Origin of the sequence: Vreelandella nigrificans (assembly GCF_002374315.1) — a bacterium.
GTDB lineage: Bacteria > Pseudomonadota > Gammaproteobacteria > Pseudomonadales > Halomonadaceae > Vreelandella > Vreelandella nigrificans.
In genome coordinates, this window is the sequence record NZ_NWUX01000008.1 from 1 (window position 1) to 20478 (window position 20478).

Here is a 20478-nt window from a genome sequence, read left to right on the forward strand (position 1 = left end):
GTTTTCTTGGTCATGAACACCTCCAATGCCTCCAGTATGAGGCTTACCGGGGTGTCCGCTCCAATTAGACCAGTTCATTTAAATGGCAGTAACCGTTAGCATTCACAAGGAGTAGTGGCATGCAACATACCCAGCAGCAAATTAATTTAACCGACATTTCCCAAGCGGGCCTTCAACTAGCCATCCAGGAAATCAGGGGTGAGATGTTTGACACTCCAGAGTGCGACTACACTATCGCCAAACTGCTTAGCCATTGTGGTCAGTTTGATGCTGCGGAACGTCACATCGATGAGATGTTATTAAAGTGGGGAGCATCACCGGATGTCGTATCACTTGCCGACCAAGCCTATGTCGACATGGCTCGCTTAAACGCTACTAATATTTCTCTCAACCATGCTCGTACTGCACACCCTATTTCATCCTCTTTATTTACCTCTCAAGCATCGGCCCTTGCTTAACTTCTAGCAATGCGCTGCTAAACGCAAAGGGCTTGCCACTTAAGTGGCAAGCCCTTCTGTTTGATACGTAAAGTATTAGCGCGAGGGCTTATACGCATAACACCTGCCTGTTTTGCACAATATCACCCCGCCCAGTAACAGCAACTGGTAGAATGCTGCCCCTTTCAGGCGCGTTCACGGCCTATCGCCGTAACGCCTCTCCCTTTCTACTACCTGAGAGTTGCGCAATGATTGCCACCGTCCACACTGTGTTCCGGCCACTTTTACGGCTAGGCCTTATCCCACAAATTTTACTAGGCATTGTGGCCGGGGTATTACTTGCCCTGTTTGCACCAACCGTTGCCAGCGATGTAGCACTACTTGGCCAATTATTTATTGCCGCCTTGCAGGCGGTGGCTCCCATTTTAGTGTTTGTGTTGGTGGCCGCCGCCATCTCTGCCCATCAAACAGGTCAGCCAACCCATATTCGCCCCGTGCTAATGCTGTATGTGGCTGGCACGCTGATTGCTGCCTTAATTGCAGTGGCGGCAAGCTTTCTGTTTCCCACGGAGCTGACGTTAGATTTAGGTCAAGTTGATGGCAACCCACCTGGGGATATATTTAGCGTATTACGGGATCTGCTGCTGAACGCGGTTGCTAACCCTGTTAGTGCGCTGATGGAAGCGAACTTTATCGCTATTCTAGCCTGGGCGATCGGCCTTGGCTTAGCACTGCGCCAAGCCAGCGATACCACCCGCCAAGCGTTAAACGATTTATCTGCTGCCATAACTCGTATCGTCACACTGGTGATTCGTTTAGCACCGATTGGCATCTTTGGCTTGGTAGCTGGCACGCTGGCAGAGTCTGGCGTTCAGGCCCTGCTTAATTATGCTCAGCTACTGGGTGTAATTGTCGGCTGCATGCTGTTTGTCGCACTCGTTAGTAATCCGCTACTGGTCTACCTAACCACACGCCAAAACCCCTACCCGCTAGTATTTACCTGCCTACGAGGCAGTGCTATCACCGCCTTTTTCACCCGCAGTTCAGCGGCGAATATTCCGGTCAACCTGGAGCTCTGCCGTCGTCTTAAACTCGACCCTGATACCTACTCCATCTCTATTCCACTTGGCGCAACCATCAACATGTGTGGCGCCGCCATCACCATTACAGTGATTACCCTGGCAACCGCACACACACTAGGCATTAGCGTTGATTTCCCCACCGCCCTGTTACTGTGCGTGGTATCGGCGCTGGCCGCCTGCGGAGTTTCAGGCGTGGCAGGTGGCTCGCTGATGTTGATTCCCATGGCATCCAACCTGTTTGGTATTCCCACAGAAGTGGCTATGCAAGCAGTGGCGATTGGCTTTGTAATCAGCGTAGTACAAGACTCCACCGAGACCGCGCTCAACTCCTCTACCGATGTGCTATTCACCGCAGCAGCCTGCCAAGCGCGTAAGCCATACGACTCTATTAATGATGCATAGCTTAACTTGATTGACATCTCGCTGTTCTTTATATAGAACGTTCTATAAAAGGAACAGCGGGATAATAGAATGGATGAGCACTCTCTCAGTACCCTAGGCCAGCATTTACAATCCCTTCGCCAAGCGCGAGGCTGGTCACTCTCCTACTTGGCCAACGCAGCAGGCATTGCCAAATCTAACCTGTGTCGCCTTGAACAAGGCAATGGTAATCCCACTTTGGATACCATCTGGCGGCTGGCTGTGCAGCTTAATGTACCTTTCGGCACTCTGGTTGCACCCATTAACGTGCCCCTTGGGGAAGATGGCGTACAGGTGCAACTAATTGACCAAGGAAAAGGCTCGCCCCAGGTGGATGCCTACTGGATGCGCTGCGCACCCAATACCCTACGCCGTGCAGAAGCCCATACACCTGGCACCCAAGAGACGTTGACGCTAATTAATGGCTCGCTGGAAGCGGGGCCAGAAGGGGCAACCACTTCGCTTAGGCCTGGAGAAACCATCACTTTCCCTGCCGATCAACCGCACCTTTACCGCACCCGCACGGTTGAGGCCACGTTGATAATGACGATCACCTATGGTGACGGGAGCGAAACACCATGAGCCAAGTTATCAGCCACTCCCCAGGACGTAGCGCACTGCAAGGCGTGAGGGAAGCCATTCCGCTATTGGGGGGATATATCCCTGTTGCGCTATCGTTTGGCTTAGTCGCTAGCCAAGCAGGTTTTAGTACGTTAGAAGCCACCGCCATTTCAGCGCTAATTTACGCCGGTGCCTCACAGTTTTTATTTGTAGGCATGATCGCAGCAGGCGCGCCTCTCTGGCTGGTCGTCGCGATGACACTGCTAATTAATGTCCGCCATGTGGTGTACGGCCCTAACCTAGCCGCGCTGCTACCACGCAGCCGCCACTGGCCCTGGCTAATGCACGGCCTAACCGACCAGGTATTTGCACTGGCGTTAACCAGGCTTCCCCAACTGCATGACGCTAAACGCTTTAGCTGGTTTATGGGTGCATCATTGCTGGCCTGGGGAGCATGGGTAGTGGGCACTGCCGTGGGGGCTACTGCCGGTGAAGCATTTACTGCCCGCTGGCCGTTATTGGGTGAAATTATGCCCTTCGCCCTGCCCGCACTGTTCCTTACCATGGTGGCCCCGCGCTTTACCGATAAACGCTGGGCAGTGGCAATGGGGCTCACCATCATGGCTGCATTATGTTTAACGCTGGCTGGGTGGGGCAACGTAGCCATCCCACTGACGGCTGCCTGTGGCGCACTCTGCTTCTATCTAGTGAAGTTTGAAAAAAGGAGGGGGGAGCAATGAGTAGCGCGTTGTGGCTAGCGGTGGTGATATCTGCATTAGGTACTCTGCTGATACGTGTGGTGCCTTTTCTATGGATGCAGCGCCGTTTAAATAGCGAGGCAGGCATCAACAATATGCCTCAATGGCTCAGTATTCTCGGCCCGCTGATGATTGCCGCTGTGCTCGGTGTTTCCATCGTGCCAGTGAGCCCGAGCGCCGTTTCATGGATTGCCACTGCCATCGGGCTTTCCGTCACCTTGTGGGTATGGTCGCGGCTACGCTCACTGGGCTGGCCGGTCGCTGCTGGGGTAGCGGTATTTGGAATCGTCGAGGTAGGGGTAGCGCTAATGTAGCGGCTATCGCGGCTAAAAGGTAACAATCTCCAGAGTTTCGCTACTCTGCCGGGGAGCTCCACGTTGTATCCTATCAGCCATCCTCTCTTTAAATGATAAACATATCGTAAAATATAATTATGGAATAAAAGATATATTTAATATTCTTTTTGTGAATATCAAATATTACCAAGGGATCGATACCGCTCGCTATGAATATTCAGCAACTGCGCATCGTACGCGAGACAGTACGCCAACACTTCAATCTTACTGAGGCCTCAAACGCGCTTTATACCTCCCAATCGGGAGCAAGTAAGCACATTCGCGATTTGGAAGAAGAGCTTGGCGTAGAGCTTTTTGAACGGCGAGGCAAACGCATTCTGGGCCTAACCGTGGCAGGCAGCACGCTAATCGATTGCATCGAGCGTATTTTGCTGGATGTCGAAAATCTTAAACGTTCTGCGCATCAGTTGACCCATGAAGATCAGGGCAGCTTAGCGATTGCCACCACGCATACGCAGGCGCGCTACGCCCTACCGCCGATTATCGCACGCTTTAAGCAGGCTTTTCCCAAGGTGCATTTGGAACTTCACCAATGCAGTCCAGAAGAGATTGTCTCAATGTTGAAGGCGGGAAGAGTGGATATCGGTATTGCCACCGAAGCGCTAAATGAAGAGGGACAGCTATTTGCATGTTTCCCCTTTTACCACTGGTACCACGGGGTGGTGGTTCCAGAAGAGCACCCGCTTAATGACGGTTCCCCACTGACGCTGGAGCGCATCACTCAGCACCCTATCGTGACTTATCACGAAGGGTTTACCGGCCGTGCTCGTATCGACACAGCGTTTTCTGCTGCCGATGCCTACCCCGATATAGTGCTTACCGCCCTTGATGCAGATGTCATCAAGACCTATGTAGAGCTGGGCATGGGCGTTGGCTTAATCGCTTCAATGGCCTATCACGAGCAGCGCGATCAGGGGCTAAAGCTACTGGATGCCAGCAGTCTATTTCCCCGTAATACCACTTATCTCGCGCTACGACGCGGTCACTTTCTGCGTGGCTATGCCTACCAGTTTTTAAAACTTTGCCGTGAAAACTTGGATGAAGAGACCGTTCAGCGGGTATTAGCAGGACGCCCAGACTAGCGTCTTACCAAGCGCCCTTCTTGCTAACCTATTTTTTCAGTTTATCCAATACATAGTCGACGGACAGGTGGCCTCCACCTGCCCGTTATTGTGCTGTTTGGCATGAAAACACTAATCACAAAATGATATAAGCAATCCGTTTTTTATTGGTTAATTAGAATAAAAGACATGGTTAGTCTGTGATCATCAACCCAACAAACGATTTCATAAAACGTTCCCTGGAGCAGCCAATATGCCAAACACCACTTCTTCAAATAACTGGCAACTTTCAAAGCTTACCGCCGCTATTTTGCTTAGCAGCGCTGTTGTTGCAGGGGCTCTCAGCACGTCCGCTCAGGCTCAAAGCGAGCGAATTGACTTACTTAATGTTTCCTACGACCCCACCCGGGAATTTTATCGCGAGTACAACGCTATTTTTGCAGAGCATTGGCAGGAAGAGCATGACCAATCGGTTAACGTTCGTCAGTCCCATGGGGGTTCCGGCTCTCAAGGGCGAGCGGTTATTGATGGTTTGGATGCAGATGTCGTTACTTTAGCCCTCGCCTACGACGTTGATGCCCTGCACCAACGTGGAAACCTGATACCAGAAGATTGGCAGTCGCGCTTGCCAAACAATAGCTCTCCCTACACGTCTACCATTGTCCTGCTAGTACGCGACGGCAACCCCAAAAATATTCAAGACTGGGATGATCTGATTCGTGACGATGTGGAAGTCATTACGCCTAATCCGAAAACCTCTGGGGGTGCACGCTGGAATTATCTAGCCCTATGGGGTTATGGCCTGGAGAAATTTGATGGTGATGAGGAGCAGACCTACGAATTTGTTCGCCAAGTATACGATAACGTCCCTGTACTTGACCCGGCTGCACGTGGCGCCACCAACACCTTTGTACAGCGCCGCTTAGGTGATGTGTTTATCGCCTGGGAGAACGAGGCTTTTCTTTCTGTAGAGCAGTTAGGACAAGGCGAGTATGAAATCATTGTGCCCTCGCTAAGCATTCTGGCCGAACCACCTGTCACCGTCGTGGATACCAACGTGGATCGTAAGGGCACCCGCGAGGTCGCTGAAGCCTATCTCGATTTCCTATACACCGATGAAGCACAGCACTTAGCAGCGAAACACTACTACCGCCCGTCAAATCCAGACATCCTCGCTGAATATAGCGATAACTTCCCTGATCTTACTCTCTTTACGATTGATGACGTATTAGGCGGATGGCAACACGCACAGGAAACCCACTTCAACGATGGCGGCATCTTTGACCGTATCCTTGAAGATATTAACGCGCAATAAACTGAGCTTTTCGATCAATGGCAGGGAGCCCTTCGCGGCTCCTTGCTGGCGTTAAAATAAGGGGTTCTTATGCCTGTTACGCTTGCCAAACGACGGGTCATCCCAGGATTTGGACTCACCATGGGCTTTACCCTGCTGTATATGGGGTTGGTGTTTCTAATTCCTGTCGGTGCATTTTTGCTTTACACCACCACGATGAGTTGGGAGACGTTTTGGAATGCCATTAGCCAGCGGCAAGTGGTAGCGTCATACAAATTGTCTTTTGGTGGCTCATTAATTGCTGCGACGATTAATCTTGTTTTTGGCGGGCTAGTCGCCTGGGTCTTGGTACGTTACAAGTTTCCAGGCAAGCGCATGGTAGATGCGCTGGTGGATCTACCCTTTGCCTTGCCCACTGCGGTGGCAGGTATCGCACTAGTAACGCTCTATGCCAGCACTGGCTGGGTGGGGCAATACTTAGATATCTTTGGCATTCGGATCGCCTACACACAGTTAGGTGTCGTAATTGCGCTTACCTATATCGGCTTACCCTTTGTTGTCCGTACTGTGCAACCGGTATTGGAGGATCTAGAAGCTGAGCTGGAAGAAGCATCGGCAAGTCTGGGGGCGGATCGGTTAACCACTATTCGCCGCGTTATCTTTCCAGCCCTTTTCCCTGCACTACTCACCGGCTACGCGCTGGCCTTTGCACGCGCGCTAGGTGAGTACGGCTCCGTCGTTTTTATCTCCGGCAACCTACCGTTTCGCACCGAAATTACACCGCTGCTCATCGTCGCCAAGGCGGAACAGTACGATTACCACGGAGCAGCTGCGATCGGCACCGTGATGCTCGTGGCGGCATTTTTAATGTTGCTGATTATTAACGGCCTGCAGTGGTGGGCCAGCCGCCGCCATGGATAACAGGAGAACACCGTGACAACGCCATCAACGGTTATTGATACCAATGACACCATTGCCAAACGCTGGCGACGCGCCACAGAAGAGCCCGCTTGGATTCGCATCACTTTAATCACCATTGCCTTAACGTTTCTAACGCTCTTTTTAGTGCTTCCCCTGACGGTGGTGCTTTACGGCGCTTTTGAACGCGGCATCGGGGTTTGGTATGCGGCGGTAAGCGATCCTGATGCGCTATCTGCCATTCGCTTAACGTTACTTATCGTGGCGATTGTAGTCCCGCTTAATACGCTCTTTGGGGTGGCGGCAGCGTGGTCTATCGCCAAATTTGAGTTCCGCGGCAAGTCAATTTTGATCTCGCTGATCGATATGCCGTTTGCTATCTCACCTGTCGTGGTGGGCTTGATATTCGTCATTCTGTTCGGCTCCCAAGGTTGGCTGGGCCCCTGGCTCTCAGCCCACGATATGCGCATTATCTTTGCCGTGCCTGGCATCATCATCGTGATTGCCTTTGGCACACTGCCGTTCATCGCTCGTGAACTTATCCCACTGATGCAGCAGCAGGGTAAAGAGGAAGAAGAAGCCTCGTTAACGCTCGGTGCCAACGGCTGGAAAACCTTCTGGTATGTCACCCTTCCCAACATTAAGTGGGGACTCATCTACGGCATTATTCTGTGTAATGCCCGTGCCATGGGTGAATTTGGCGCGGTAGCGGTGGTGTCAGGTCGCATTCGCGGTGAAACAAACACCATGCCGCTACACATTGAAGTGCTCTACAACGAATACATGTTTACCGCCGCTTTTGCCGTCTCTTCGCTTTTGACAGGCCTTGCGCTAGTCACCATTGCGATTAAGAGCGCCGTTGAGTGGAACGAAGAACGCCGTCAGCGTATTGCTGCCGCCTGATCCCTTAGCGCTTCACAGAGATAAGAGACTATTTATGAGCATTGAAATCGATCACGTTAACAAACATTTTCGCGACTTTGTCGCGGTCGACAATGTCAGCCTAACGTTCCGTGATGGCGAGCTCACTGCCCTGCTCGGCCCTTCTGGTTCCGGCAAGACAACGCTTTTGCGCATCATAGCCGGACTAGAGCAGCCAGATACCGGGCGAATCCGCTTTCACGGCGAAGACACTACCGACCTGCATGTCAGCGAGCGCGGTGTTGGCTTTGTCTTTCAGCACTATGCCCTGTTCAAGCATATGACCGTGTTTCAGAACGTCGCTTACGGGTTAACCGTCCGGCCACGCAAAACCCGCCCCAGCAAAGACGAGATTAAACAAAAAGTCATGCGACTGCTGGAACTCGTACAGCTGGACTGGACCGCCCACCGCTACCCCCATCAGCTCTCTGGCGGCCAGCGCCAGCGAATTGCGCTGGCCCGTGCCCTGGCGGTGGAGCCTAAAGTGCTGTTGCTGGATGAGCCTTTCGGCGCACTGGATGCCAAAGTGCGCGCAGAACTACGCCGCTGGCTGCGCCGACTACACGACGATATTCACGTGACCAGCGTGTTCGTTACCCATGACCAGGAGGAAGCGCTGGAAGTCTCAGATCGGGTGGTGGTGATGAACAAAGGCCGCGTTGAGCAGGATGGCTCACCGGAGGATGTTTATGACCACCCGGCCAACCCATTCGTGTATCAGTTCCTCGGTAATGTGAACCTGTTTCATGCGCGGGTTCATGATGGAATTGCCCGCATTGGCGATATACAACTGCCAGCGCCTGAATTTCAAGGCTACAAAAATGAGCAAGGCCAAGCGTATGTAAGACCCCATGAAATTGAGGTATTCGCTGGGCGCGAACACGCCGATGCGCTGCACGCCAAAATCGAACTGGTATCGGTAGTAGGCCCTACCGTGCGGCTTGAGTTGCGTACGGATAACAGCGAAGAGCTCATTCACGCAGAGCTTACCAAGCACCGTTTCCGCGCCTTAGGCTTAGCACAGGGTGGTGATGCCTGGATTCGCCCCACTTACAGCCGCGTGTTCTTGCCGGATGAACGTGTTTCAAACGGCTAAGGGCCTAATGAGCAAGTGGCGTCGCTGGTGCAAGCAGCACCAGCGGCCAGCCCGCTCTGCCTCAGATAGCACACAGCCAGTCCCCTGGTTTGGACCGCGTGACATTATTGACTGGGTGGATGGGCCTTGAGGCCCAAGTGCAAGCTTACATATACCCAGGAATTCTGGCGTTATATAACTTGAAATCCATGAGTCCCATCTTTCTCCAACTGCGCGACTAAACCAAACTCCCAATCCAGGTAGGCCTGCATGGCCTCTTTGGGATTATCCGTGCCTTCATATGGGCGTCGGTAGCGGTCGATCAGCGGTGATAACGCGTCGCCAGATCCTGCTTCTTCCGATAATCCCGCTTTTCGCCAAGCTGCATTGCCGCCTTTCAGCACAACCACTTTATGGGGCAGTTGCTGGGCCAACTCTTGCCAGGCGTAACGGGCTAAGCGATCACTGCCGCAGGTTAAAACGATCACCTGATGCTGGGGTAGCGCTTTTACTTGGGAGACCAAATCCGTACGCAGCACCCATTTAGCACTAGGGATGTGGCCTTTTTGATAGCGCTGATACGTCGTAAGATCGAAAACCGCTACACCGCCTTCACCCAGCAGTGTCGCTAGGCTTTCCGCCGTCACCACGTCAGCAGACTGCACCGGCGGATACCGGCGTTTTTCATCGCCTGACTCCGTGAAATGACTAAGTTCGACGCCCTCAAGCACATAGACCTCCCACCCCATTTGCGCCAGCCAAGATGCCGTCATGTTGGCACGTACGCCATCGTCGTCTACCAGCACCACCCTGGCGCCTCTCACCGCCGCATGATGATCCGTCTCTTGAACTAACTGGCCTCCTGGTGCAGAGAAGGCGCCAGGAAAATGCCCTGCCGTAAACTCATCAGGGGTTCGTACGTCGAATAGATAGGTGGTGCGAGTCGCGTCCTGCTGCCAAGTAAAAAGCTGATCTCGTGTCGCTCTTTTTACACCGGCTCGGTCTGCCACTGCATGTGCAGAGGTCGCCGCCGTCAAACGTGTTTCATCGCTAACGGGCTGAAAAGACCGGGACTGTCCATGCTCAAGAGTCTGCCCAGCCAGTGTCCAGCCGATAGTGCCATTGCGCAGCGCCGCGACAGGGTTTTGGATACCCGCGTTGATCAGTGATTGGGTACCGATAAGGCTACGCGTACGACCCGCACAATTAACAATTACCTGGGTGGAGGGGGCTGGGGCAAGCTCCTTTACACGCAGCGCTAACTCCGCTCCCGGCACGCTGATGCCGGTAGGAATACTCATGGTTTGATACTCATCAAAACGACGCGCATCCAACACCACGACATCCGCCCTGGCATCAAGTAATGCCTTCACCTCTTCAGCCGCAAGTGAAGGCGTATGCCTCACCGATTCCACCAACTCTCCAAAGGCCTTGCTGGGAGAGTTAACATCATGAAATATCTCACCTCCAGCCGCCTCCCACCCTTTTAGCCCCCCTTCCAGAAGCGCAACGTCGCTGTACCCCCAACCAGAGAGCTTTTGATAAGCCGGCTCTGCTAACGCCTCACCGTTGTCGTACACCACCACCGGTGTATTTAAACGAGGAACTCGGGTAAAAATCTCCAGTTCGAGGCGCGATAGGGGAATGTTGGTAGCAAAGAGAGGGTGCCCTTCTGCAAACGGGGCTTCTTCGCGGACATCGATAATGGCGATTTCTTGCTTGTCTTTTAAATAGCGGATGACGCTAGTGCCAGAGAGAGTGCGGAAGTTGCTCATGGTAGTGTTGTCTCTTTCGAAACGTCCCAAATATTAGGTAGGAACTGGTTTGAATACCCGGAAATGAAAACCTTTTCTTTGCCATCAGCCGCATAAACAGCCCGCTTCACAGCACCAATGTTGGCACCATAAATGTGAATACTGATGGAGGTTTGATCGTTCAGTGCATTACTGACCTGATGAATATCCCCCACTGAAGGTGATACTGCTTCAACATCACCGGGATTAAGTCGGGTGGGCTCTCCCTGGACTCTCAGCTCTCCCTGTTCCGTTCGTATAAATCCCTGTGAGAGCTCTGCCCCACGTAGCATTCCAATAACCCCCCAAACTCGGTGATCATGAATCGGCGTACGTTGTCCTGGCCCCCATACAAAACTCACTATTGAAAAACGTTGTTGGGAGTCTGCATGTAAAAGATATTGCTGGTAATACTCAGGATGAGGCTGCGTAAACTCAGCGGGTAGCCAATCATCATGACTGACCAGCTTTGCTAGAAGAGGCTTTAAAGCATCCAGCAGCGCCTCTTCATCTTGTGCACGATCCACCTGCCGAGCCACTTCGCTGATAAAATTGCGCAATCGATCCAAACGCAGTTCATCGGCCATCGTCATCACCCCATTTGAGTTGTGTAAATGGCGACCTTACCAAGCCCTCCTATATTCATTAAATGCATTTTAATGATAAGTTAATATGCAAATCAGGCAAGGGTAAGGAAGCACCACTTTACTTATGAAGAATGATGACATCAGTGCCTTTGTTGCCGTGGTCAGACGACAATCGCTCATTCAAGCTGCCGATAGCCTTCAACTAACGCAATCAGCGATTACCAGACGTATTCAAAACCTCGAAGAAACACTGGGAGTTGAGCTATTAGACCGCCACACAAAGCCGTTAAAACCTACGCCTATGGGGCTGAAAGTGTTCGATCAGTGCCTACGTATTCTGCAGGAAATTGATGCTTTACGTGAGCTGGTCGCAAACGATACGCCGCCGCAGGGTACTTTTCGATTGGGGGTACCCCACAGCCTTAGTGAAGCGGTACTGTTACCGCCCTTGCGCTCACTTAACCAACACTATCCTGCTCTACAAACGCGCGTCAGTTCTGGTTGGGGAACAGAGCTACTCGCCAAACTTGTACAGGCTGAGCTGGATGCCGCTATGGTGCTTTTCCCTCGTAACAGAGCATTCCCAGATGCTTTAACGGCAGTACCACTGGGGGAAATTCAGCTATGCGTTGTTGCCTCACAGGATACCCCACCTTTTCAACACCTTATCGATAGCCAACAACATGGCTGGATACTTAACCCCGATGGCTGCGGTTTTCGAGACGGATTAATGCGGGCGTTGGCTGACCAGGGAGTAAACCTGCAGGTTAATTTGGACACCTACGGTAGCGAACTTCAGTTGGGCCTAGTGGCAGAAGGTAAAGGGCTGGGGCTCATCCCCGCACCAGTGCTAGCAAACAGCCAGTATTGCGATACTCTTCAGGTCATTACTCTGAAGGATTTCTCGCCACTTGCAGAATTATGGCTTGTGTACCCCAAGCACCTAGGAAAATTACAAAAACCTGCCCATTTATTTGGCACTCAACTGGCGCGCGCACTTACCCCATAAGCGCTCACCATCTCCTTATCACGCAGTAACGTAACCTCTTCTATTAGCCTCATTTTCTTAAAACTGCAGCGCTTCCGACTAAGCGCTGCAGCTTCATACGCCCACAACTTTCTCAAAACGCATATTTAGTTATCATTAAAATGAATTTAAATCATAAAAAGGAGTGCGCTAGGGTGACAGCCATTAACCATTGATGGCTTAAACAGGAAGGCACATGAGACTTACCCCTGCTATTAACAATCCGTTCTCTGCGCTAGCAGCAATAGGGTTGTTCGCTTTTAGCCTCACAAGCGCTGCACAAAGTAATCATCACTCCCCTGATTCGGTCACACTTGTGTTGGGTGATCAATCACGCCATTTACGCTCATTAGTCGAAGCTTCTGGAGTACTTGATGATGTTCCCTACCACTTCCGATGGGCCAATTTTCAAGGGGCCGCACCGCTGTTCGAGGCCCAACGTGCAGGATCCGTCGACACCTCTTATGCAGGTGACCTACCTGTATTAATGGGTGCTGCCGGCGGCGTTGATCTTACTATTGTCGCTACCAATGAAGGGCTTGGCAGCTCGAATGGAATTTTAGTTCAAGCGGACTCAGAAATTCGTGATGTCGCTGATTTAAAAGGGAGGACAGTCGTTGTCTCTTCAGCTAGAGGAAGCATTTCCCAGCATCTTCTTTACGCGGCGCTGGAAGAGGCAGGCATTGAGCGTAGTGACGTTGACGTACGTTTTGTACTTCCTACTGATGCCAGCTCCGCCTTTAATTCTGGGCAAATAGAAGCGTGGGCCACTTTTGATCCGTACCTTGGTATTGCAGAACGCCAGGGCGCGCGCGTCCTTCGTGATAGTGAGGGCCTCCGGGAAGCGCTCTCTTTCGTTACCGTCACAACGTCCTCTTTAAATGACCCTAATAAAAGGGCTGCCCTCGCTGATGTTACTCAGCGTTTTATTGACGCGCGTCAATGGGCATTAGAGAACCCTCAGCAATACGCCAGCGTGTATGCCCAGTTGACGGGCCTAGAACTCGATGATGCCGCCTGGATTGCCGCGCGCAGCTCTCAAGGAATGCGCCCAGTACAAGAAAGCGATATCCAGGCTCTGCAAAACGTGGCCGATCTGTTTAGTGAACTAGAAATACTACCTACCCACGTCAATGCCGCTGGCATTACCGATCTTGATTTCCTCTCTTCTTTTGAACAAGCCCACGTAGAGGTAGCGCCATAATGCCGAGTAATTTCATTTATAAAACGGGACTAGCACTGCTCGTTAGTAGCGCTTCGCTAATACCTATCAGCCTGCTAGCAAATGAACCAATTACCCTGCGTATTGCCGATCAGAAAGGCAATATGCGTGCGCAGCTAGATGCCGCTAACGCCTTAGAAGGAGCGGCCTACACGGTGCAGTGGTCTGAATTTCCTGCTGCTGCGCCACTTGCCGAAGCATTGAATGCAGGAGCTATTGACGCAGGCATTATCGGCGATGCACCGCTGCTTTTTGCCCTCGCTGCGGGTGCAGACATTAAAGCTATTGCCGTTAACCAGTCTGATCCTTACGGCACAGCGGTATTAGTGAACGGTGATTCAGCGATTGAAACCGTGGAAGAGTTGCGGGGAAGAAACATTGCGACAGGCCGTGGCTCTATTGGCCACTATGTTGCGCTTCGTGCCCTGGATGCCCATGGATTAACACAAGAGGATGTCAATTTTCGCTTTATGGGCCCAGTAGATGCGCGCATCGCCCTTGCCACAGGGGCCGTGGATGCGTGGTCAACATGGGAACCTTACACCGCCTTCGCAGAGCTACAGGAAGGTGCCCGAATTATTGCTAACGGCCGTGGGCTTACCAGCGGCAATAGCTTTATTGCGGCTACGGATTCAGCCATCAGTGACCCTGCCAAGCATGCTGCGCTAAAGGATTACCTGTTGCGCTTACGCGATGCGCAAACCTGGTCTTATGACCATATCGATGAGTACGCAGCCACCCTTGCAGAGATTATTGGCTTTCCTGAAGACGCCGCCAAACTCCAATACCAAAGAAGGCAACTCGCTTGGCGCGATATAGATGAAGAGATCATTAGTCAGCAGCAGTTAACCGCCGACTTTTACCTGCAAGTAGGTTTGATTCCCGACGCTATCGACGTCGAAACCACTTTTGATCGCAGCTTCACGTTCCATGAAACAAGCGAGGAACAGCCATGAGAATCACTCGTCTTTTGCCAACTTGGCTTAACTTGGTTTCACTCACCCTAGCCATCATCAGTAGCGCTCCCTCCTTTGCTGCTGCATCTGCTGCTGACGAGCTGGCAGACGTAACATTACGGGTCGCTGTCTATAAAGGCGGCGACCAACTTCGCCTAGAGGCAGCAGGGTTACTCGACACGCCGTATCAAATTGAATGGCGGGAGTTTGGAGCCGGGAGCCAGATGCTGGAAGCTATTAATGCAAACGCCATTGATTTTGCTTCTGGAAGTGAAACACCTCCCGTGTTTGCGGCTCACGGCAGTGCTGACTTTCGTTTGGTCGCAGCGCTCAAAAATGATGTTAATCATCAAGTCGTTTTAGTGCCTGAAGGCTCAGAGATTACCTCCATTGAAGAGCTTGCGGGTAAGCGTGTGGGGTACGTTCGCGGAACGACTACTCACTATTACCTTCTGCAAATGCTAGATGAAGCGGGGCTTGGTTTTGAGGATATCGACCCTCGTAATCTGAGTCCTACCGATGGCGCCGCCGCATTTTCACGCGGCGACCTCGATGCATGGGCAATCTATGGCTATAGCGTTCCGCTGACACAGCAACTGACAGGCGCAAGGGTGCTTAAAACCGCAGCGGGCTATTTGTCTGGCAACTTTCTCTACTACGCCAATACTAGCGCTCTGGAAGACCCTGCCAAAAGCGCAGCGATAGAAGATTTCCTGGAACGTCTTCAGCACTCGTATCAATGGCAGAATGAAAACGAAGAAGCATTTGCCTCGCTGCAAAGTAACGAAATTAGAGTGCCTGAAAACGTCATTCTGTCGATGTTTCATAACAAAAGCCAACCCGCTGAAGTGACTGGCGTTACCGCTGAAGCCATCGACAGCGCCCAAGATGTAGCCGATGTGTTTGCACATTTTGGCGTTCTGAGTTCCCCCGTCGATCTCACTCCTTACTGGGATGATCGCTTCAATGCAAGGCTAGCCAGTGAAGATGAGGGCCAGGTGCTATGAAGGTGGCCAGGAAACCATTCACGGTTGATGCATTTAACAAAAATGCCGACGTCGATTTACCAGAAATCACTCGCCACCTAGCCCAAAGTGCAGACAAAGTGGATCGTCAAGCACGCTTTCCAAGCGATAATTTTGCCTACCTGCACCGTTTGGGCTTACTGAGCCTGACCATTCCCGCCTCCCTGGGCGGGCAAGCGGCAGACCTCAACACTGTCCGTCAAGTTATTAGCGCGGTTGCCAAAGGCGAGGCATCCACGGCGCTCATTTTGTTGATGCACTATTTACAGCATCAACAGCTGCACCATAGCAGCAAATGGCCTCACAGATTAAGTGCTCGCGTAGCTCAAGATGCCCTTCAATCAGGTGCATTAATCAATGCATTACGCGTTGAACCAGCCCTTGGCTCACCCTCCCGCGGCGGGCTGCCAACGACAACGGCTTATAGAACCACTAAGGGATGGCGGTTATCGGGTGAGAAAATCTACTCAACCGGTAGCCATGGTTTGACCTGGATGAACGTATGGGCACGCAGTGATGATAAAACGCCTTCCGTAGGCTTTTGGCTAGTACCCGCCCATGCGCCAGGTGTAGAAATTATCGACGAGTGGGATCACCTGGGAATGCGTGCCTCATCAAGCCATCGCGTTATTTTTCATGATGTAGAGCTGCCACTGGATCATGCTGTAGATAGTGCGCCCCAGGCCATCGCCAACAAGAAAGCCGCTGAATCAGAAGCGGTGAAATGGATGCACGTGCTGCTTGGCTCACTTTACGATGGTGTCGCACAGGCTGCCAACGACTGGTTTAAACGGTGGCTGCTGACGCGCACCCCTTCTAACTTAGGGGCACCTCTCGCTAGCCTTGAAAGGTTTCAGGAGATTACTGGGCGCATTGATACCCTTTTGCTCTCCAATAAAGTGCTCCTCGATGCAGCCGCCAATAATGACGTACCCCACCATCAACTTGCCCAGATCAAGCAGATAACGACGAGTCAATCGATCAGGGCGGTAGAACACATTGTAAAAGCTGCGGGCAACCCAGCCCTATCCGGTTCTCATCCACTCCAGCGTCACTACCGTGATGTGCTCTGTGGTCGTATCCACACACCACAGGATGACACCGTTTTTAAAGCCGCCGGGCAAGCGGCACTCAACGTTACAGGAGCCACCTCATGAGCACCGTTATCTCAACCCATCCCAAAACCGAGCCGTTGAGCCCATCAAACCGGCAGCCCACACGTCCAAGCGTGTTTTCCTACCCACGTAAAGGGCACAGTCTGACCCGAGAGCTACCTGGTGAAAAAGGCACCGTTTCCGAAGAACGCCAACATCGCAAAGAGCGCTTAGCGGCTGCTTTTCGTGTCTTTGCATGGCAAGGGTTCGATCTAGGTGGCGCAGGCCATATTACCGCCCGCGATCCTGAGTGGAAGGATCACTTCTGGGTGAACCCTCATGGTGTCTATTTCGGGCATGTACGTGCAAGCGATCTAATTCTGGTCAATCACCATGGCGATGTCGTTGAGGGCGACGGGCTACTCAACCGTGCGGCATTTGCCATTCATAGCGAATTACACCAAGCACGGCCAGATGTATTGGCTGCAGCACATACACACGCCCCGCATGGCAAAAGTTGGTCTGCACTCGGCCGGTTATTAGACCCCATCTCCCAAGATGCCTGTGCTTTTTATAACAGCCACGTCCTCTTCGATGACTTTACTGGCGTGGTACTTGATAGCAGTGAAGGCCAGCGAATAGCGAAAACACTGGGCAATCACAAAGCGGTCATTCTGCAAAACCATGGTTTTCTCACCGTGGGCCAAACGATTGAAGGTGCCGCGTGGCGGTATATCGCGATGGAGAACGCTGCAAGGGTTCAACTGGCTGCCGAAGCTGCTGGCAAACCCATTGCAATCCCCCATGACGTGGCTGAACACACAGCAGGGCAAGTGGGAACAGAGTTCGTAAGTTGGGTCAGTTTCTTACCGTTACTTGATCGGGTTATCCGTGAAGAACCTGATTTTCGTGATTAATATTTAACAGCGGGGATATATCAATGAGCATTGAATTTATTGGTTTTATCGGCAATCAAAGCGGATCAGAATCACGCGAAACGACAGGCCCTACCCTCGACCTGAACTATGTTGAAACGCTAGCCAAAGCGCAGGAATTTGCGGGGTTTGATCGTGCCCTACTTGCTTTCCATTCTAATAGCCCTGAAAGCCTGCTGGTCGCCACCCATGCAGCGGCGGTCACCTCTTCATTGAATTTTATGGTCGCACATCGCCCTGGTTTTACTGCGCCCACCGTTGCTGCACGGCAGTTCGCTACCTTTGATGTGATCAGCAAAGGGCGTGCATCAGTGCACGTTATTACTGGCGGCAATGATGCTGAACTCGCCCAGGATGGTAGCTACATAGGTAAAGAAGAACGCTACGAACGTACCAATGAATACCTGGATATTGTCCGTCAAACGTGGACCCAAAGTCGCCCTTTTGATTACCAAGGAAAATACTATCAGGTGACAGCGGCGTCCTCCGCCATAAAACCCATTCAGCAGCCCACTATTCCTATTTACTTTGGCGGTTCATCACCGGCCGCTATCGAAGTGGCAGGAAAACATGCTGATATTTACGCCTTGTGGGGCGAAACACATGAGCAGGTCAGTGACACCATCGCGAGAGTAAAAGCAGCCGCTGCACGTCATGGCCGAACCATACGCTTTAGCTTATCGCTAAGGCCCATTCTAGCCGATACAGAAGAAGCGGCATGGAAGCGTGCCGATGACATTTTGGAGCGGGCGCGCGAACTGGCAATCAAACGCGGCATTACGCGAAATGAGCCAGAAAACGAGGGCTCCCGACGCCTGTTAGAAGCAGCCGCCAAAGGGGATCGTCTTGATACACGGCTATGGACAGGTATCGCAGGCTTACTGGGTGCTCAAGGCAACTCCACTGCGCTCGTTGGGACACCCGAGCAAGTCAGTGACGCCCTTCTGGAATATGCTGATCTTGGTATTTCCACCTTCCTGATACGAGGCTTCGATCCGCTAGAAGATGCCCTCGATTATGGCCGTTCACTGATTCCACTAACACGTCAGAAGGTAGCCAATCGACAACAGCAACTACCCAGAGCCCAATACTTACAGCCCTTTATACAGTAATCATTCGGCGTTATTAAATTACCTGCGATGCTTTTAATATGAGCGTCGCAGGATGTTTAAAACAAGCTGACGACTTTCCCCTTAGCTTTTCCGAATAACCTTTTCTGTTTTAACTATTTAAGCGACAGGGAATCACGTTGGTAGCATAAATCAACATTATTTCTAGCTTAATTCTTTTATTTCACGGTTTTTGTTTTCCATTTTTGGAGGGGTTGTCTATGTCCATAGCATCACAAAGGCTAGCGTCTAATAGGTGGGCCGACAGCGCACTGCCATGGGCGGTTCCCATTGTATTAATACTACTCTGGCAGTTGGCGGTGTCGTTCGGCTGGATTTCTAGCCGCATCATGCCAGCCCCTTTGGCAGTGATTGAAGCCGGCTGGCGGTTAACCGCTTCGGGGGAAATCTTCTACCACCTGGGGGTTAGCTTTCAGCGCGCGGCATTGGGGTTTGTGATTGGCGGTGGTATTGGGCTGGCACTGGGCCTGATTAGTGGACTTTCTCACTGGGGGGAACGGTTGCTCGACAGTACCGTGCAGATGATCAGGAACATTCCGCATCTGGCATTGGTTCCGCTGGTCATTCTCTGGTTCGGGATTGATGAAACAGCCAAGATCTTTCTCGTGGTATTGGGTACTGCCTTTCCCATTTACCTCAACACCTTCCATGGCATTCGCAATATTGACTCCAACCTGATGGAGATGGCGCGCAGCTACGGCCTGTCTGGCTGGCCGCTCTTTACCAGCGTGATTTTACCGGGTGCCATGTCGTCAATCCTAGTGGGCGTACGTTACTCGCTGGGGTTGATGTGGCTAACGCTTATCGTGGCAGAAACTATTTCAGCCAGTGAAGGCATTGGTTATCTGGCCATGAATGCGCGTGAATTTTTGCAAACCGACGTCGTCGTGCTCGCCATTGTGCTCTATGCGTTACTTGGCAAGTTAGCTGATGAAGCTGCCCGCTTCCTAGAGCGTCGCTGGCTGCGCTGGCACCCCGCCTATGTTAAGGGAGACTGAACATGAGCTTTTCTACCTATACAGAAACAACGACGCCAGTTAAAGAAAGTGCTGCCAGCAGTGCTCGCACTGCCCTCTCTTCCTCGAAAGGTGGTACGCATTTACACCTCAAGGGTGTGGTTAAAAAGTTTGGTGAGCTAGAGGTACTGAAAGGTATCGACCTGGAGATAGAGAAAGGCCAGTTCATTGCGATCGTGGGTCGCAGCGGCTGCGGAAAAAGTACGCTACTGCGCCTGATTGCCGGATTAGATCGCCACAATGCGGGCACCTTAAGTGCCGATGGCCATGCTGACCTCGCCTCCACAGATATCCGTTTAATGTTTCAGGATGACCGGCTGCTGCCCTGGAAATCCGTTATCGACAACATTGGACTTGGCCTTAAAGGCGATTGGAAGCCTCGCGCGTTAAGAGTATTAGAAGAGGTCGGCCTTTCAGACAAAGCTGATGTATGGCCCGCCAAACTTTCAGGTGGACAACGCCAGCGTGTTGCCCTAGCACGTGCACTTATTCATCAGCCGCAGCTACTGCTACTGGATGAACCTCTTGGCGCACTGGATGCACTCACCAGAATCGAGATGCAGCGCCTCATTGAGCGATTATGGCAACAGCATGGTTTCACCGTATTACTGGTTACCCACGACGTTCAGGAAGCTGTGCAACTGGCGGATCGCGTGATTGTGCTGGAACAAGGCCAAATTGGCATGGATAAGGCAGTAGACCTTGCCAGGCCCCGTGAACAAGCCAGCGCTGATGTCTCTGCCATTGAAGGAAAAGTGCTGAAACGCGTCTTAGGCCAATAACAACCACCTGACCTTACCCCTTCGCTCC

At 52.0% G+C, this 20478-nt stretch carries 21 protein-coding genes; 19 read left to right on the plus strand and 2 right to left on the minus strand.

From position 1 onward, the window contains the following. Positions 1-119: 119 nt before the first annotated feature. The 10 genes from CPA45_RS10735 to CPA45_RS10780 all read left to right on the plus strand — a co-directional run bounded on the left by CPA45_RS10735 (position 120) and on the right by CPA45_RS10780 (position 8904). Positions 120-458: a hypothetical protein gene (locus tag CPA45_RS10735; RefSeq protein ID WP_096651546.1), complete on the plus strand. Its 339-nt coding sequence runs from the start codon at positions 120-122 to the stop codon at positions 456-458. 227 nt (positions 459-685) lie between these two features. After that, on the plus strand, positions 686-1921 hold the full coding sequence (sstT, locus tag CPA45_RS10740) for a serine/threonine transporter SstT (protein WP_096651547.1): 1236 nt from the start codon (positions 686-688) through the stop codon (positions 1919-1921). Between the two features lie 69 nt (positions 1922-1990). Next, positions 1991-2521, plus strand: a complete 531-nt coding sequence (locus tag CPA45_RS10745; protein ID WP_078086711.1) for a helix-turn-helix domain-containing protein — start codon at positions 1991-1993, stop codon at positions 2519-2521. Continuing rightward, positions 2518-3240, plus strand: coding sequence for an AzlC family ABC transporter permease (locus tag CPA45_RS10750; protein WP_096651548.1), 723 nt, complete (start codon positions 2518-2520; stop codon positions 3238-3240). The genes CPA45_RS10745 and CPA45_RS10750 overlap by 4 nt, the downstream gene beginning before the upstream one ends. Next, entirely contained in the window at positions 3237-3572 is a 336-nt protein-coding gene (locus tag CPA45_RS10755) for an AzlD domain-containing protein (protein WP_078086709.1), read from the plus strand. The genes CPA45_RS10750 and CPA45_RS10755 overlap by 4 nt, the downstream gene beginning before the upstream one ends. Positions 3573-3763: 191 nt before the next feature. Then, positions 3764-4696, plus strand: coding sequence for a CysB family HTH-type transcriptional regulator (locus CPA45_RS10760; RefSeq protein WP_096651549.1), 933 nt, complete (start codon positions 3764-3766; stop codon positions 4694-4696). Positions 4697-4928: 232 nt separating this feature from the next. Beyond that, positions 4929-5990 (plus strand): sulfate ABC transporter substrate-binding protein, encoded by a 1062-nt coding sequence (locus CPA45_RS10765; RefSeq protein WP_244287585.1) that lies wholly within the window; start codon positions 4929-4931, stop codon positions 5988-5990. 69 nt (positions 5991-6059) lie between these two features. Continuing rightward, the gene (gene cysT, locus CPA45_RS10770) at positions 6060-6890 is read left to right on the plus strand and encodes a sulfate ABC transporter permease subunit CysT (RefSeq protein WP_096651550.1); all 831 of its coding nucleotides are present in this window, start codon (positions 6060-6062) and stop codon (positions 6888-6890) included. Between the two features lie 12 nt (positions 6891-6902). After that, positions 6903-7790 carry a sulfate ABC transporter permease subunit CysW gene (cysW, locus tag CPA45_RS10775; protein ID WP_208858489.1) on the plus strand — a complete coding sequence of 296 codons (888 nt, stop codon included), beginning with the start codon at positions 6903-6905 and terminating at the stop codon, positions 7788-7790. A 34-nt stretch (positions 7791-7824) separates the two neighbouring features. After that, complete coding sequence (locus CPA45_RS10780) at positions 7825-8904, plus strand: sulfate/molybdate ABC transporter ATP-binding protein (RefSeq protein WP_096651551.1); 1080 nt, start codon at positions 7825-7827, stop codon at positions 8902-8904. 170 nt (positions 8905-9074) lie between these two features. Here the strand turns inward: CPA45_RS10780 and CPA45_RS10785 are convergent, their stop codons facing one another. Further along, on the minus strand, positions 9075-10658 hold the full coding sequence (locus tag CPA45_RS10785) for a rhodanese-related sulfurtransferase (RefSeq protein ID WP_096651552.1): 1584 nt from the start codon (positions 10656-10658) through the stop codon (positions 9075-9077). Further along, entirely contained in the window at positions 10655-11263 is a 609-nt protein-coding gene (locus CPA45_RS10790; protein WP_096651553.1) for a cysteine dioxygenase family protein, read from the minus strand. The genes CPA45_RS10785 and CPA45_RS10790 overlap by 4 nt, the downstream gene beginning before the upstream one ends. A 124-nt stretch (positions 11264-11387) precedes the next feature. Between CPA45_RS10790 and CPA45_RS10795 the strand changes: the two genes are divergently transcribed. From CPA45_RS10795 to CPA45_RS10835, 9 genes are all read left to right on the plus strand, one after another. Continuing rightward, positions 11388-12272, plus strand: a complete 885-nt coding sequence (locus tag CPA45_RS10795; protein WP_096651554.1) for a LysR family transcriptional regulator — start codon at positions 11388-11390, stop codon at positions 12270-12272. Positions 12273-12486: 214 nt separating this feature from the next. Beyond that, positions 12487-13494 (plus strand): ABC transporter substrate-binding protein, encoded by a 1008-nt coding sequence (locus CPA45_RS10800; RefSeq protein WP_096651555.1) that lies wholly within the window; start codon positions 12487-12489, stop codon positions 13492-13494. Continuing rightward, the gene (locus CPA45_RS10805; RefSeq protein ID WP_096651556.1) at positions 13494-14468 is read left to right on the plus strand and encodes an ABC transporter substrate-binding protein; all 975 of its coding nucleotides are present in this window, start codon (positions 13494-13496) and stop codon (positions 14466-14468) included. The genes CPA45_RS10800 and CPA45_RS10805 overlap by 1 nt, the downstream gene beginning before the upstream one ends. Next, entirely contained in the window at positions 14465-15475 is a 1011-nt protein-coding gene (locus CPA45_RS10810) for an ABC transporter substrate-binding protein (RefSeq protein ID WP_096651557.1), read from the plus strand. Before CPA45_RS10805 ends, CPA45_RS10810 begins: the two co-directional genes overlap by 4 nt. A 2-nt stretch (positions 15476-15477) precedes the next feature. Continuing rightward, on the plus strand, positions 15478-16650 hold the full coding sequence (locus tag CPA45_RS10815) for an acyl-CoA dehydrogenase family protein (protein ID WP_208858491.1): 1173 nt from the start codon (positions 15478-15480) through the stop codon (positions 16648-16650). Further along, positions 16647-17504: a class II aldolase/adducin family protein gene (locus CPA45_RS10820; RefSeq protein WP_096651559.1), complete on the plus strand. Its 858-nt coding sequence runs from the start codon at positions 16647-16649 to the stop codon at positions 17502-17504. The genes CPA45_RS10815 and CPA45_RS10820 overlap by 4 nt, the downstream gene beginning before the upstream one ends. 23 nt (positions 17505-17527) lie before the next feature. Further along, complete coding sequence (locus CPA45_RS10825) at positions 17528-18634, plus strand: LLM class flavin-dependent oxidoreductase (protein WP_096651560.1); 1107 nt, start codon at positions 17528-17530, stop codon at positions 18632-18634. A 218-nt stretch (positions 18635-18852) separates the two neighbouring features. Beyond that, the gene (ssuC, locus tag CPA45_RS10830; protein WP_096651561.1) at positions 18853-19650 is read left to right on the plus strand and encodes an aliphatic sulfonate ABC transporter permease SsuC; all 798 of its coding nucleotides are present in this window, start codon (positions 18853-18855) and stop codon (positions 19648-19650) included. Positions 19651-19652: 2 nt separating this feature from the next. Further along, positions 19653-20450 carry an ATP-binding cassette domain-containing protein gene (locus tag CPA45_RS10835; protein ID WP_096651562.1) on the plus strand — a complete coding sequence of 266 codons (798 nt, stop codon included), beginning with the start codon at positions 19653-19655 and terminating at the stop codon, positions 20448-20450. Positions 20451-20478: the final 28 nt, after the last annotated feature.

Coding starts and splice junctions, on each gene's coding strand:
- CPA45_RS10745 (WP_078086711.1), top strand. CDS start 1,991: ATGGATGAGCACTCTCTCAGTACCCTAGGCCAGCATTTACAATCCCTT.
- CPA45_RS10780 (WP_096651551.1), top strand. CDS start 7,825: ATGAGCATTGAAATCGATCACGTTAACAAACATTTTCGCGACTTTGTC.
- CPA45_RS10820 (WP_096651559.1), top strand. CDS start 16,647: ATGAGCACCGTTATCTCAACCCATCCCAAAACCGAGCCGTTGAGCCCA.
- CPA45_RS10810 (WP_096651557.1), top strand. CDS start 14,465: ATGAGAATCACTCGTCTTTTGCCAACTTGGCTTAACTTGGTTTCACTC.
- CPA45_RS10755 (WP_078086709.1), top strand. CDS start 3,237: ATGAGTAGCGCGTTGTGGCTAGCGGTGGTGATATCTGCATTAGGTACT.
- CPA45_RS10750 (WP_096651548.1), top strand. CDS start 2,518: ATGAGCCAAGTTATCAGCCACTCCCCAGGACGTAGCGCACTGCAAGGC.
- CPA45_RS10785 (WP_096651552.1), bottom strand. CDS start 10,658: ATGAGCAACTTCCGCACTCTCTCTGGCACTAGCGTCATCCGCTATTTA.
- CPA45_RS10805 (WP_096651556.1), top strand. CDS start 13,494: ATGCCGAGTAATTTCATTTATAAAACGGGACTAGCACTGCTCGTTAGT.
- cysT (WP_096651550.1), top strand. CDS start 6,060: ATGCCTGTTACGCTTGCCAAACGACGGGTCATCCCAGGATTTGGACTC.
- CPA45_RS10765 (WP_244287585.1), top strand. CDS start 4,929: ATGCCAAACACCACTTCTTCAAATAACTGGCAACTTTCAAAGCTTACC.
- CPA45_RS10760 (WP_096651549.1), top strand. CDS start 3,764: ATGAATATTCAGCAACTGCGCATCGTACGCGAGACAGTACGCCAACAC.
- ssuC (WP_096651561.1), top strand. CDS start 18,853: ATGTCCATAGCATCACAAAGGCTAGCGTCTAATAGGTGGGCCGACAGC.
- sstT (WP_096651547.1), top strand. CDS start 686: ATGATTGCCACCGTCCACACTGTGTTCCGGCCACTTTTACGGCTAGGC.
- CPA45_RS10825 (WP_096651560.1), top strand. CDS start 17,528: ATGAGCATTGAATTTATTGGTTTTATCGGCAATCAAAGCGGATCAGAA.
- CPA45_RS10735 (WP_096651546.1), top strand. CDS start 120: ATGCAACATACCCAGCAGCAAATTAATTTAACCGACATTTCCCAAGCG.
- CPA45_RS10835 (WP_096651562.1), top strand. CDS start 19,653: ATGAGCTTTTCTACCTATACAGAAACAACGACGCCAGTTAAAGAAAGT.
- CPA45_RS10800 (WP_096651555.1), top strand. CDS start 12,487: ATGAGACTTACCCCTGCTATTAACAATCCGTTCTCTGCGCTAGCAGCA.
- CPA45_RS10795 (WP_096651554.1), top strand. CDS start 11,388: ATGAAGAATGATGACATCAGTGCCTTTGTTGCCGTGGTCAGACGACAA.
- CPA45_RS10790 (WP_096651553.1), bottom strand. CDS start 11,263: ATGGCCGATGAACTGCGTTTGGATCGATTGCGCAATTTTATCAGCGAA.